This is a genomic window from Ewingella allii (genome assembly GCF_044430645.1).
GTDB lineage: Bacteria > Pseudomonadota > Gammaproteobacteria > Enterobacterales > Enterobacteriaceae > Ewingella > Ewingella allii.
Genome location: NZ_JAWUDN010000005.1, coordinates 220,966 through 235,056 on the forward strand (window position 1 = coordinate 220,966; position 14,091 = coordinate 235,056).

Here is a 14,091-nt window from a genome sequence, read left to right on the forward strand (position 1 = left end):
AAGCCCGCACTATCGATTAAATTCACTTGCCACTTCTACACCATTTTGTAAGGTGGTATACCCGTCTTCGTTTGTTTCGAATAGGTACTGTCTTTTGCCTGTCACCCGAACGGTTTCCGGGACAAATCCTTTGTGTTGACAGGGTCGTCAGCGCTAAAAAATCAAACTCATTACGCAGCTATCACCTTTCAGGTCAGGACAGTAATTATGAAAAATGTAGGTTTCATTGGCTGGCGCGGTATGGTCGGTTCTGTACTCATGCAACGCATGATTGAAGAACGCGATTTTGACGCCATCCGCCCGGTATTCTTCTCCACCTCGCAACACGGCCAGGCCGCTCCGTCATTTACCGGGCAGCAGGGCACATTGCAGGATGCTTATGATCTCGACGCACTGAGTGCGTTGGACATTATCATTACCTGTCAGGGCGGCGATTATACCAATGAAATCTATCCGAAGCTGCGTCAAATCGGTTGGAATGGCTACTGGATCGACGCAGCATCGTCTTTAAGAATGAACGATGACGCGATCATTATTCTGGACCCGGTCAACAGCGCAGTAATTCATCAGGGTATCGACAAAGGTATTAAGACCTTTGCCGGCGGTAACTGCACCGTCAGCCTGATGCTGATGTCACTCGGCGGCCTGTTTGCCAATGACCTGATTGAGTGGGCCTCTGTCGCCACTTATCAGGCGGCATCTGGCGGCGGCGCGCGCCACATGCGCGAATTGCTGACCCAAATGGGCATGCTGCACAACAACGTGGCGAAAGAGCTGCAAGACCCGGCTTCGGCCATTCTGGATATCGAACGCAAAGTCACTGCGCTGACCCGCAGCGGTACTCTGCCAACCGACAACTTCGGCGTTCCTTTGGCGGGCGGTCTGATCCCTTGGATTGACAAGCAGCTCGACAACGGCCAGACCAAAGAAGAGTGGAAAGGTCAGGCTGAAACCAACAAAATCCTTGGTACTTCAAGCGTTATCCCAGTGGATGGCCTGTGCGTGCGCATCGGCGCGCTGCGCTGCCACAGTCAGGCTTTCACCCTGAAACTGAAAAAAGACGTGTCGATTCCAGAAATCGAACAGATGCTGGCAACCCACAATGACTGGGTTCGCGTGATCCCAAATGACCGCGAACTGTCGATGCGTGAACTGACTCCGGCCGCGGTCACCGGCACCATGAACACCCCGGTTGGGCGTCTGCGTAAGCTGAACATGGGTCCACAGTATCTCTCCGCCTTCACCGTGGGTGATCAGCTGCTGTGGGGTGCCGCTGAGCCTCTGCGCCGCATGCTGCGCATCTTGCTGTAACTCCTGATAGTCTTCCCTCGGGGCACCAGCACGGTGTCCCGTTTTAACTCCTTTTATCAAGCACTTCACCCTGTTCCAGTCTCTCCTCCTAGCGCTTTCCCCTGAATTTCAAGACACCCAAAATTCCTCTGCTTATCCACCCTGCCTTTTAACGACCTTTGTCTATGCTTAGTAGATGACCCATTTGAATTTGAGAAGGGGGAAATAGCACATTTTTAGAAACTGTGAACATGAGCGTCGTCGAGCACGTTTAAGCAAAAAATAACGGCACGCGCATCACAGGGCGCATGAGAAAACGGGCGCACAATTTATTTGAGAAATAACATTAATCATCTGCCTGATGTCATTGAATTTATTGATTTAATTAATCATAGGACGAAATTCATGTCAGTACTTCCCGATCAGCACGTTATTAATCAGCTTATTTCTGGACACTACGCTGATCCTTTTTCCTTACTGGGGATGCACACCGTCGCGGCAGGTATTGAAGTTCGCGCTCTGCTGCCAGACGCTGATCAAGTGTGGGTGGTGGACGCCGACAAGGGTACGCAGGTGTGTGAGCTGCGCCGCTATGACGATCGCGGTTTTTTTGTCGGGTTAATACCACGGCGCAAGAACCCGTTTCGCTATCAGTTGGACGTGCGTTGGGGCGAAAATACCCATCGCCTCGACGACCCTTATCGCTTCGGCACTCTGTTGCAGGAGCTGGATATCTGGCTGTTGGCCGAAGGCACGCACCTCCGCCCTTATGAACAACTGGGCGCGCACCCGCAGGTGCTGGATGGCGTCGAAGGCGTGAGTTTCGCCGTCTGGGCGCCGAATGCCACGCGGATCTCCGTAGTGGGTGAGTTCAATTACTGGGATGGCCGGCGCCACCCGATGCGCCAGCGCCGCGAAAACGGCATTTGGGAGCTGTTTATCCCCGCCGTTAAGCAGGGCCAGCTCTACAAATATGAAATTATTGATTGCCGTGGCCATGTTTCGCTGCGCGCCGACCCTTATGCTTTTGAAGCCCAGATGCGCCCGGAGACGGCTTCTCTGGTGCGCCAACTGCCTGAAAAGGTGCCGTTTTCCGCTGAACGCAAGAAAGCCAATGCCTTTAACCAGCCCATCTCCGTTTACGAGGTGCATCTCGGCTCGTGGCGTCGCCATACCGATGATAATTTCTGGCTGAGCTATGGTGAGCTGGCCGAGCAGCTGGTCTCCTACGCCAAATGGATGGGCTTCACCCATATTGAACTGATGCCAATTAACGAGCATCCGTTCGACGGCAGCTGGGGCTATCAGCCGCTCGGCATGTATGCCCCGACCCGTCGCTACGGCACGCCGCAAGAGTTCAAAGCCTTTATTGACGCCGCCCACGACGCCGGGCTGAACGTGATCCTCGACTGGGTGCCGGGCCATTTCCCGAGCGACGCCCACGGGCTGGCGCAGTTCGACGGCACCGCGCTGTACGAATATGCCGATCCGCGCGAAGGTTATCATCAGGACTGGAACACGCTGATTTACAACTATGGCCGCCACGAAGTGCGCAACTATCTGGCGGGTAACGGTTTTTACTGGATTGAGCGCTACGGCATTGATGGTTTGCGCGTCGATGCCGTGGCGTCGATGATCTACCGCGACTACAGCCGCAAGCCGGGCGAATGGGTGCCCAACCACTACGGCGGGCGGGAAAATCTCGAAGCGATCTCCTTCCTGCGCTACACCAACCAGACCATTGGCCGCGAGCTGGACGGGGCAGTGACGCTGGCGGAAGAGTCCACCGACTACCCCGGCGTCACCATGCCGCCGGACGCCAACGGCCTCGGCTTCCACTACAAGTGGAATATGGGCTGGATGCATGACTCCCTCAATTACATGCAGCTTGACCCGGTTCACCGCAAATATCACCACCACCTCATGACCTTTGGCGTGCTTTATGCCTACAGCGAGAACTTCATTTTGCCGCTGTCGCACGATGAAGTGGTGCATGGCAAAGGCTCGCTGCTCGACAGAATGCCGGGCGACACTTGGCAGAAGTTTGCCAACCTGCGGGCCTATTACGGCTTTATGTGGGCCCATCCGGGCAAGAAACTGCTGTTTATGGGTTGTGAATTTGCCCAAGGCCGCGAATGGGATTTCAACAACAGCCTCGACTGGCATCTGCTGGATGACCAAAACGGCTGGCACAGCGGCGTGCAGCATTTAGTGCGCGATTTAAACCACGTTTATCGCCAGCAGTCGCCGCTGTATGAGCTGGATTTCAACCCGCGCGGCTTTGAATGGCTGGTGGTGGATGACCATGAAAACTCGGTGTTTGCCTTTGCTCGTCGCGACGAGCACGGCAACGAAATCATCGTGGTCAGCAACTTCACGCCGGTGCCGCGCTACGATTACCGCATCGGCGTCGGGCGTCCGGGGCGCTACCACGAAGTGCTGAATACCGATTCGCACTTCTATCGCGGCAGCAATGTCGGCAACGGCGGTGATATTTACAGCCATGCCCACCACCACCATCAGCGCGATCACTCCATATCGCTGACTATTCCTCCGCTGGCGACTCTCTATCTCAGGCGGGAGGATCTATGAATAAGCTCCAGCCCGGTAAATCGCAGCCATTTGGCGCCACGTTGCAGCCAGATGGCGTCAACTTCAGCCTGTTTTCCGCCCACGCGGAGAAGGTCGAGTTGTGCCTGTTTGATGAAGCGGGCAGCGAGCAGCGCTTAACCTTGCCGGGGAGAACCGGCAACCTGTGGCACGGCTTTCTGCCAAACGCCAAGGCAGGGCAGCGCTATGGTTATCGGGTTTATGGGCCTTTTGAACCGGCGCGGGGGTTACGTTTCAATCCTAAAAAGCTGTTGATCGACCCAGCCGCGCGGGCGCTAGAAGGAGAGCTGCGGGACAACGCGCGGCTCACCGGCGGCATTGACTCGCCGGATGACAAAGACAGCGCGGTGGCCGCGCCAAAGTCAGTAGTAATCAATGACGCCTTTGACTGGGGAGATGACGCGCCGCCCGCCACGCCGTGGAGCGAAACGGTGATTTATGAGGCGCACGTGCGCGGTTTGACTCGCCAGCATCCGGGCATTCCGGCGGCGCTGCGCGGCACTTACGCCGGGCTGGCGCATCCGGTGATGCTGCAATATCTCCAGCATCTGGGCATTACCGCCATTGAATTATTGCCGGTGCAGCATCACGCCGACGAGCCGCGCCTACAGCGGCTTGGGCTGAGCAATTACTGGGGCTATAACGTGCTGGCCCCTTGCGCGGTGGAACCAGGTTACGCCAGCCGCCACAAAAACCTATCGGCATTGAATGAATTTAAAGCAGCGGTCAAAGCGCTGCATCAGGCGGGAATCGAAGTGATCCTCGACGTGGTGTTCAACCACAGCGCGGAGCTGGACGTCGACGGGCCATTTATCTCCTTCCGTGGCATCGATAACGCCAGCTGGTACTGGCTGCGCGAAGACGGCAGCGACGACAACGTGACCGGCTGCGGCAACGCGCTGCGTCTGGTGGATGAAGAAACCATCGCCTGGACGCTCGACTGCCTGCGTTATTGGGTGCGGGAATGTCACGTCGACGGTTTCCGCTTTGATTTAGCCACGGTGCTCGGCAGAACGCCAACCTTCGACACCCAATCGCCGCTGTTCGCCGCAATTCAAGCCGATGACGTGCTGTCTGGCTGCAAGCTGATTGCCGAACCCTGGGACATCGGCCCCGGCGGCTACCAGCTGGGGCATTTCCCCGCGCCTTTCGCCGAGTGGAGCGACCTGTGGCGCGATGACATGCGCAAATTCTGGCTGCACGGCAATCTGCCGCTAGGGCATTTCGCCCAGCGCTTTGCCGCCTCCGCCGACCTGTTCAATCACGACGATCGCGCGTCTTATTCCAGCGTGAACATGCTTACCGCTCACGACGGCTTCACGCTGCGCGATCTGGTCAGTTTTAACGACAAACACAATCAGGCCAATGGCGAAGATAACCGCGACGGCCACAATGAGAATTACAGCCAGAACCATGGCGAAGAGGGGCTGAGCGCCTCGCCTGCGGTGCAGCATCAGCGCGGGCTGAGCCAGCGCGCCCTGTTGGCGACGCTGTTGCTGTCGCAGGGCACGCCGATGCTGCTGGCAGGCGATGAGCAGGGCCACAGCCAGCAGGGCAACAATAACGCCTACTGTCAGGATAACGCGCTGACCTGGCTCGACTGGCATCACGCCGATGAAAGCCTCACGGCCTACGTGGCGGCGCTGATTGCGCTGCGCAAGACGATCCCCGCGCTGTCGCGTTCTACGTGGTGGCAGGCCGGGGGCGATGATGTTGAATGGCTGGACCAGCAAGGCCAGCCGATGAGCAGTGAAGGTTGGGAACATGGTCCGCAGCAATGGCTGCAAATCCGCCTTTCGCGGCGCTGGCTGGTGGTTCTCAACGCATCGCTTAACGATGTTGATATGCATTTGCCCGCAGGGAATTGGCACCCGGTTGCGCCATTCGCTGAGGGAGCACCGTCGGTCAGGGATGGCGGAATGTGGTGCGCGCAAGCGAAAACCCTATCTGTGTTGGAGAGTGACGAATAAGTGATTAACAAACAATCGTCGGGCCACACCTTCAGCACAGCGCAACGTCAGCAGAGTGATGCAAGGAGTTCATCATGAGTAAAACAGAACATAGAGATCCAGTCATGCTGGCAAGACAGCTGCCGCTCAAATCCGTGGCGCTCATTTTGGCCGGGGGACGCGGCTCGCGCCTTAAAGACTTAACCGCCACGCGGGCCAAGCCTGCCGTTCACTTTGGTGGCAAATTCCGCATTATCGATTTTGCCCTGTCGAACTGCCTGAACTCTGGCATTCGTCGCATCGGCGTTATCACGCAATATCAATCACATACCCTTGTTCAGCATATTCAGCGCGGCTGGTCGTTTCTCAATGAGGAGATGAACGAGTTCGTCGATTTACTCCCCGCCCAGCAGCGCCAGAGCACCGAGCATTGGTACAAAGGTACCGCCGACGCGGTGTATCAGAATCTGGACATTATTCGCCGCTATGAGGCGGAGTACGTGGTGATTCTGGCCGGGGACCACATCTACAAAATGGACTACTCGCGCATGCTGGTGGACCACGTGGAAAAAGGCGGTGAATGCACCGTGGCCTGTCTGGCCGTGCCGCTGGCGGAAGCCAGTGAATTTGGCGTGATGGACGTCAGCGAAGACTATCAAATCAAGAGCTTCCTCGAAAAACCGCAGGATCCGCCCTCTATACCGGGCCAGCCGGACATGGCGCTGGCCAGCATGGGGGTCTACATTTTTAATGCGGATTATCTTTTCCGCCTGCTCGAAGAGGACATGGCGAGCGAAGAGTCCAGCCACGACTTTGGTAAAGATCTTATTCCGAAAATTACGCGTCAGGGCGCGGCCAGGGCCCATCCCTTCAGCCTCTCCTGCGTGACGCAAAACAGCGAGCAGCCACCGTACTGGCGCGACGTCGGTACGCTGGACGCTTACTGGAAAGCCAATCTGGATTTAGCGTCGGTGACGCCTGAGCTGGATATGTATGACCGCTCGTGGCCTATCCGCACCCATATGGAGCCGCTGCCGCCGGCCAAGTTTGTGCAAGACAGGTCGGGCAGCCACGGCATGACCATGAACTCTCTGGTAGCCGGGGGCTGCATTGTCTCTGGCTCGGTGGTGGTCAACGCCGTGCTGTTCCCACGCGTGCGGGTGAACTCGTTTTGCAATATTGATTCGACAGTCTTGCTACCGGACGTCAATGTCGGTCGCTCCTGTCGTTTGCGTAAATGCGTGATCGACCGTGCCTGTCATATTCCTGAGGGCATGGTGATTGGCGAAAACGCCGACGAAGACAGTAAACGTTTTTATCGTTCAGAGGGCGGGGTCGTGCTCGTCACCAGGGCGATGCTCGCGAAATTGTAATACCCGGCATTTTGCAGCCCAACGCGTTGGGTCGGCCGGTAAGAAGTGAAAAGCTGATTAGATGAAATGAACGTGGTCCGGGACGGTCAAGAGGGAGAATATTGACGTCTGCCCCGATAATATTTGCTCGCCATTTCGGCCCTTATCCCGTGATGGTGGTGATGACTCAGGAGCGCGAATGCAGGTTTTACATGTTTGTTCAGAGCTGTTCCCCCTGTTGAAAACGGGCGGACTGGCTGACGTCGCGGGTGCGCTTCCCGCCGCACAAATTGAAGGGGGGACTGACGTTCGCGTCTTGATTCCGGCGTTCCCTGATATCAAACGCGGGCTGGGCGAGACGCAGGTCGTGGGGCAACTTGATACTTTTGCGGGGCAGGTGACGCTGCGCTACGGCGTCTATCAGGGCGTGGGAATTTATATTATTGACGTGCCCATTTTGTATGACCGTCCCGGCAGTCCGTATCACGATCAATCTTTATATGCTTACCCGGATAACCATCTGCGCTTTGCCCTGCTGGGCTGGATGGCGGCGGAGCTGGGTGCCGGGTTCGATCCGTCTTGGCAGCCGGATATTCTGCAATCCCATGACTGGCACGCCGGGCTGACATCCGCCTACGTGCGCGCACGTAATCTGCCGGTGAAAACCGTGTTTACGGTGCACAATTTGGCATTTCAGGGGCTGTTCGAAAGCCACCATTTGCAGCAGCTGCAAATCCCGCAAGAATTCTTCCAGATGCACGGCTTGGAGTTCTTCGGCCAGATTTCTTACCTCAAGGCCGGGCTGTATTACTCCGACCACGTCACCACCGTCAGCCCAACCTACGCCAAGGAGATCACCCGGCCAGAGTTTGGTTACGGCATGGAGTCGCTACTGCTGGAGCTGGAGCGCGAAGGGCGTCTCACCGGTATTCTCAACGGCGTAGACGATGCTATCTGGCAGCCGCGCAATGATGTGCTGCTGTCTGCGCGTTACGACGCCGACGACCTGCGCTCCAAAGCCATCAACAAAGCCTATTTGCAACGGGCGATGGGGCTGGACGTCGATGACTCGCGGCTGGTGTTTGCCGTGGTCAGCCGCCTGACCAGCCAAAAAGGGTTGGATCTGGTGCTGGAAGCGCTGCCCGATCTGCTGGAACGCGGCGGCCAATTGGCGCTGCTCGGCGCGGGCGATGCCGTGTTGCAGCAGGCATTTCTGGCGGCGGCGGCGGACAATCCGGGGCAGGTTGGCGTTCAGCTGGGTTATCACGAAGCGTTCTCGCACCGCATTATTGGCGGCGCGGATGTGATCATGGTGCCGAGCCGTTTCGAGCCTTGCGGCCTGACTCAGCTCTACGGCCTGAAGTACGGCACGCTGCCGCTGGTGCGTCGCACCGGCGGGCTGGCTGATACCGTGGTGGACTGTGCGCTGGAGAATCTGGCCGACGGCACCGCCAGCGGTTTTGTTTTCGAAGAGGCGAACGGCAAGTCATTGGGTAACGCTATTCGTCGGGCCTTTGTTCTCTGGAGCCGGCCAAAGCATTGGCGGCACGTGCAGCATCACGCCATGGGAATCGACTTCGGCTGGCAGGTTGCGGCTCAGGCCTATCTGTCTCTTTATCAACGCCTGTTGTCATAATGGCCGCGCAGCGGCATGACTTGATTGGGAACGAAACGCTATGACCTCACCGTTTAATTACACATCGCCTACTGTCAGTGTTGAAGCGCTGAAACACTCTATTGCCTATAAGTTGATGTTTATCATCGGCAAAGATCCGTCTATCGCCACCCAGCACGACTGGCTGAACGCCACGCTGTTTGCCGTGCGCGACCGTATGGTGGAGCGCTGGCTGCGATCCAACCGTGCGCAAACGTCGCAAGATGTGCGCCAAGTTTATTATCTGTCGATGGAGTTTTTGATTGGCCGCACCCTGTCTAACGCGTTGCTGTCGATGGGCATCTACGATGATATCAAGCAGGCGCTGGATGAAATGGGCTTCGATCTTGAGGAGCTGATCGGCGAAGAGAATGACCCCGGCTTGGGCAATGGCGGTTTGGGACGTTTAGCGGCCTGTTTCCTTGATTCACTGGCGACGCTGGCGCTGCCTGGGCGTGGCTACGGCATCCGTTATGAATACGGCATGTTCACGCAGAACATCATTAATGGTCAGCAGATGGAGTCGCCGGACTACTGGCTGGAGTACGGCAATCCGTGGGAATTCCAGCGCCACAGCACTCGCTACAAAGTGCGTTTTGGCGGGCGTTTGCAGCATGAAGGCAGCAAAACCCGCTGGCTGGAAACCGAAGAAGTTATTGCGCTGGCTTATGATCAGGTTATTCCCGGTTTTGATACCGACGCCACCAACACGCTGCGCCTGTGGGGTGCGCAGGCTAGTAACGAAATCAACCTCGGCAAATTCAATCAGGGCGACTACTTTGCGGCGGTGGAAGATAAAAACCACTCGGAAAACGTGTCGCGGGTGCTCTACCCGGATGACTCCACCTACTCGGGCCGCGAGCTGCGCCTGCGCCAAGAGTACTTTTTGGTGTCGGCTACCGTGCAGGACATCCTCAACCGCCACTACGTCACGCACCACACTTACGAGAATCTGGCGGACAAAATCGCCATCCACCTCAATGATACTCACCCGGTGCTCTCCATCCCTGAGCTAATGCGCCTGCTGATTGACGAGCATAAATTCACGTGGGAGCAGGCGTGGGGGACAGTGACGCAGGTCTTCTCCTACACCAACCACACCCTAATGAGCGAAGCGTTGGAAACCTGGCCGGTGGATATGATTGGCAAAATCCTGCCGCGCCATCTGGAAATTATCTTCCAGATTAACGATCACTTCCTCAAAGAAGTGGCGGTAAAAGTGCCGAATGACAGCGGCATTCTCTCACGGGTGTCGATTATTGATGAAGGCAACGGCCGCCGCGTGCGCATGGCGTGGCTGGCGGTGATTGCCAGCCATAAAGTCAACGGCGTGTCGGCGCTGCACTCAGAGCTGATGGTGCAGTCGCTGTTTGTCGACTTTGCCCGCATCTACCCTGACCGTTTCTGCAATAAAACCAATGGCGTGACCCCGCGCCGCTGGCTGGGGCTGGCCAACAAGCCGCTGTCTAAAGTGCTGGATGACGCCATCGGCCATAACTGGCGTACGGACCTCAGCCAGCTGGAAGAGCTGAAACAGAATATCGACTACCCAAGCTTCCTCGAGGCGCTGCGCAAGGCCAAGCTGGAGAACAAAAAGCGGCTGGCGCTTTATATCGCTCAGAAGCTCGACGTGGTGGTGGACCCGAAAAGCCTGTTCGACGTGCAGATTAAGCGCATTCACGAGTACAAACGCCAGCTGATGAACGTGCTGCACGTCATCACCCGTTATAACCGGATTATCGAAGATCCCGATGCTGGCTGGGTGCCGCGCACGGTGATTTTTGCCGGGAAAGCGGCCTCTGCGTACTACGCGGCCAAGCAAATTATTCGCCTGATCAATGACGTAGCCGCGGTGATCAATGAAGATCCCCGCGTGCGCGACAAACTCAAAGTGGTGTTCATTCCGAACTACAGCGTGAGTTTGGCACAGATCATCATTCCGGCGGCGGATCTCTCTGAACAGATCTCGCTGGCGGGCACCGAGGCGTCCGGCACCAGTAATATGAAGTTTGCGCTCAACGGCGCGCTGACCATCGGCACGCTGGATGGCGCCAATGTCGAAATGCTGGAGCACGTCGGCGAAGAGAATATCTTTATCTTCGGCAACACTACCCCGCAGGTCGAGCAGCTGCGCCGCGACGGCTACAACCCGCACAGTTACTATGAGCAGGACGCTGAGTTGCATCAGGTGCTAACTCAGATTGCCACCGGCGTCTTCAGCCCTAATGAGCCAAAACGTTACAGCAATCTGTTCGACACGCTGGTTAACCTTGGCGACCATTATCAGGTATTGGCGGACTATCGCAGCTATGTCGATACCCAAGATAAAGTGGATGAACTCTACAAACAGCCCGAGGAGTGGACCCGCCGCACCCTGTTGAACATCGCCAACATGGGCTATTTCTCCTCCGACCGCACCATCCAAGAATACGCGGATGAGATCTGGAACATTAAGCCGATTAAGTTGTGAGGGAAGTAATTGAAACGGTATTGACAGACTTGGAGTGAAAGCTTAGTTTTCGGCCACAAGCCCAGCACTGCTCGTAGATAATCTTTAGGATCTACTCAGCGGTTCTGGGCTTTTTCATGTCTAAGAGAATGATAATAGTGAGGTAAATGGTAATGATGATTGAATAAAAAAAGGCATCCATCTGGATGCCTTTTTGCTTGCTAGCCCCGGAGATTAGGAGGCAAGCGAGATGTCTTTCTTCTGCTGCTTATTGGCTGCCAGCCACTCGGCGACGCGCGCCTGTTGGGCTTTATCCAGCCACATGCCGAGCTTGGTACGGCGCCAGATGGCGTCATCGAGTTCGCAAACCCACTCTTTCTCAACCAGATAGCGCAACTCGGCTTCGTACAGACCGTGACCGAAATCTTCGCCCAGTGACTCAAGGCTGGTAGCGTCGGCGATAAACAACTCGGTCTGACTGCCGTAAGTGTGGGTATAGCGGCGGGCCAGTGATTCAGGCAACCATTTGAAACGGTTACGCAAATTGGCGGCGTAAGTTTCACGGTCACCGCCGAGTTTACCACCCGGCAGCACGGCGTTTTTGGTCCACGCCGGGCCTGCTTTCGGATAGTATTTACCCAGTTTCTCCATCGCGTGCTCAGCCAGCTTACGGTAAGTGGTGAGTTTGCCGCCGAACACCGACAGCAGCGGCGCTTTGCCGTTTTGGTCGTGAACGTCCAACGTGTAATCGCGAGTCACGGCCTGTGGAGAATCTGATTCGTCGTCGCACAGCGGGCGAACGCCGGAGTAGCTCCAGACGATATCTTCGGTGGTCAGCTGTTTCTTAAAGTGGTCGTTATACACTTTCAGCAGATAGCTGGTCTCTTTCTCGTCGATCTGCACGTCTTTCGGATCGCCGTGGTACTCCACGTCGGTGGTGCCGATGATCGAGAATTCATCCAGCCATGGAATAACGAACACGATACGGTGGTCTTCGTTTTGCAGAATATAGGCCTGCGGCTGATTGTGCGCACGTGGCACCACGATATGGCTGCCTTTGATCAGGCGGATGCCGTATGGCGATTTCAGTTTCAGGCCGTCGTCGAAGAAGTGTTTCACCCAAGGGCCAGTGGCGTTGACCAGACCTTTGGCGCGCCAGGTGAAGGTTTTACCGGTATCGACTTCTTCGGCTTCCACCATCCACATGCCGTCTTCGCGCCATGCGCGAGTGACTCGGGTGCGAGTACGAACTTCGCCGCCGCGTTCTTCCACTTCCTGAGCGTTAAGTACGACTAAACGCGCATCATCAACCCAGCAGTCAGAGTATTCGAAACCTTTGGTTAGCTCCGGCTTCAGCACGGAATCCGCGCCAAACTTCAGCCCTTTACTGGACGGCAGGCTGGTACGTTTGCCCAAATGGTCGTACATAAACAGGCCGATGCGGATCATCCAGGCCGGACGCAGGTGAGGCTGGTGCGGCAGGCGGAAGCGCATAGGGAAGGCAATGTGTGGCGCAAGGCGCAGCAGCACTTCGCGCTCGGCCAGTGCTTCACTGACCAGGCGGAATTCATAATGTTCGAGGTAGCGCAGGCCACCGTGAATCAGTTTTGAGCTAGCTGAAGAGGTTGCGCAGGCCAAGTCTTGCGCTTCCAGCAGCAGAACGGACAGCCCGCGGCCAGCCGCATCCGTAGCGATGCCAGTACCATTAATACCGCCACCGATTACGATCAAGTCTTTGGTTTCCACGTCATCTTCCTCCAGATGTTCGTAATAGCTCTTTTATGTTCGTTTTCGCTCATGATTGTAATCGAGAAACAGCAAACAAGCCAAGCGTTAACCAAATAAAAACATTTAGGCGTGATGCAGGTAACATAATTTTGGCGATTTAGCGCAATCAGATTAAAGAATAGACAAAGATGGCAGGAATTCGCGCGGTGCTTTTCGTAATTGCTCGTTTAAGACGGTAAAGAAGGGGGAACGGGGAGCCGGACGCGCAGGGCGCACGTCCGGATAGGGTGGGTTTAGCAGAGTTCGAGCTGGACGTCGTACTTCTCAATCAGCTTCATCACGCTTTCTGGCGGCTTCTGATCGGTAAACATATAGTCAATCAGACTCATGTTGCCGAGGTTCACCATGGCGTTACGGCCAAATTTCGAGTGGTCGGTCACTAGCATCACGCAGCGCGAATTCTCAATGATGGCGCGTTTGGTGCGCACTTCGTGATAGTCGAACTCCAGCAGTGAGCCATCCATGTCGATGCCGCTGATGCCCAAAATGCCGTAGTCGAGACGAAACTGGGAGATAAAGTCCAGCGTCGCTTCGCCCATAATGCCGCCGTCGCGGGTGCGCACTTCGCCACCGGCGAGGATCAAACGAAAATCCTCTTTGGCGGTGAGCAGGGTGGCAACGTTGAGGTTGTTGGTCACTACGCGCAAATTTTTGTGATTCAAAAGCGCGTGGGCCACGGCTTCCGGCGTGGTGCCGATATCAATAAACAGCGTCGCGCCGTCGGGGATTTGCGCCGCGACGCGCTGGGCGATGCGCGCTTTCTCTTCCGACCACATGATTTTGCGGTCGTGATAGGCGGCGTTCACCGAGCTGGAAGGCAGGGCCGCACCGCCGTGGTGACGATGAATTTTATTCTGCTCGGCGAGGTCATTCAGGTCGCGGCGAATGGTCTGCGGGCTGACGGCAAAGTGCTCAACCAGCTCTTCCGTACTCACATAACCCTGCTGGCGCACCAGTTCGATAATGGCATCGTGGCGTTGTGTCTGTTTCACCGAAATC

8 protein-coding genes are annotated in these 14,091 nt (G+C 56.3%); 6 read left to right on the top strand and 2 right to left on the bottom strand.

Annotated elements, in window-relative coordinates; translation table 11 throughout:
- Window positions 1-207 precede the first annotated feature (207 nt).
- The 6 genes from asd to glgP all read left to right on the top strand — a co-directional run bounded on the left by asd (window position 208) and on the right by glgP (window position 11,325).
- Window positions 208-1,311: an aspartate-semialdehyde dehydrogenase gene (asd, locus tag SBO83_RS13415; protein WP_034793925.1), complete on the top strand. Its 1,104-nt coding sequence runs from the start codon at window positions 208-210 to the stop codon at window positions 1,309-1,311.
- Between the two features lie 384 nt (window positions 1,312-1,695).
- On the top strand, window positions 1,696-3,882 hold the full coding sequence (gene glgB, locus SBO83_RS13420) for a 1,4-alpha-glucan branching protein GlgB (RefSeq protein WP_353503635.1): 2,187 nt from the start codon (window positions 1,696-1,698) through the stop codon (window positions 3,880-3,882).
- Window positions 3,879-5,870 (top strand): glycogen debranching protein GlgX, encoded by a 1,992-nt coding sequence (gene glgX, locus SBO83_RS13425; protein ID WP_396131853.1) that lies wholly within the window; start codon window positions 3,879-3,881, stop codon window positions 5,868-5,870. Before glgB ends, glgX begins: the two co-directional genes overlap by 4 nt.
- Before the next feature lie 74 nt (window positions 5,871-5,944).
- Window positions 5,945-7,222: a glucose-1-phosphate adenylyltransferase gene (gene glgC, locus SBO83_RS13430; protein ID WP_396131854.1), complete on the top strand. Its 1,278-nt coding sequence runs from the start codon at window positions 5,945-5,947 to the stop codon at window positions 7,220-7,222.
- A gap of 178 nt (window positions 7,223-7,400) precedes the next feature.
- Complete coding sequence (gene glgA, locus SBO83_RS13435) at window positions 7,401-8,837, top strand: glycogen synthase GlgA (protein ID WP_353503632.1); 1,437 nt, start codon at window positions 7,401-7,403, stop codon at window positions 8,835-8,837.
- 40 nt (window positions 8,838-8,877) lie between these two features.
- Window positions 8,878-11,325 (top strand): glycogen phosphorylase, encoded by a 2,448-nt coding sequence (gene glgP, locus SBO83_RS13440; protein WP_396131855.1) that lies wholly within the window; start codon window positions 8,878-8,880, stop codon window positions 11,323-11,325.
- A gap of 213 nt (window positions 11,326-11,538) precedes the next feature.
- Here glgP and glpD read toward each other — a convergent pair whose 3' ends face one another.
- Together glpD and SBO83_RS13450 are read right to left on the bottom strand one after the other, a co-directional pair.
- Window positions 11,539-13,050 (bottom strand): glycerol-3-phosphate dehydrogenase, encoded by a 1,512-nt coding sequence (gene glpD, locus SBO83_RS13445; protein ID WP_353503629.1) that lies wholly within the window; start codon window positions 13,048-13,050, stop codon window positions 11,539-11,541.
- Window positions 13,051-13,325: 275 nt separating this feature from the next.
- Window positions 13,326-14,084 carry a DeoR/GlpR family transcriptional regulator gene (locus SBO83_RS13450; protein ID WP_034793903.1) on the bottom strand — a complete coding sequence of 253 codons (759 nt, stop codon included), beginning with the start codon at window positions 14,082-14,084 and terminating at the stop codon, window positions 13,326-13,328.
- Window positions 14,085-14,091: the final 7 nt, after the last annotated feature.

What these genes read in the sequence shown, in the direction of transcription:
- asd (WP_034793925.1), top strand. Translation starts at nt 208, where the DNA reads ATGAAAAATGTAGGTTTCATTGGCTGGCGCGGTATGGTCGGTTCTGTA.
- glgB (WP_353503635.1), top strand. Translation starts at nt 1,696, where the DNA reads ATGTCAGTACTTCCCGATCAGCACGTTATTAATCAGCTTATTTCTGGA.
- glgX (WP_396131853.1), top strand. Translation starts at nt 3,879, where the DNA reads ATGAATAAGCTCCAGCCCGGTAAATCGCAGCCATTTGGCGCCACGTTG.
- glgC (WP_396131854.1), top strand. Translation starts at nt 5,945, where the DNA reads ATGAGTAAAACAGAACATAGAGATCCAGTCATGCTGGCAAGACAGCTG.
- glgA (WP_353503632.1), top strand. Translation starts at nt 7,401, where the DNA reads ATGCAGGTTTTACATGTTTGTTCAGAGCTGTTCCCCCTGTTGAAAACG.
- glgP (WP_396131855.1), top strand. Translation starts at nt 8,878, where the DNA reads ATGACCTCACCGTTTAATTACACATCGCCTACTGTCAGTGTTGAAGCG.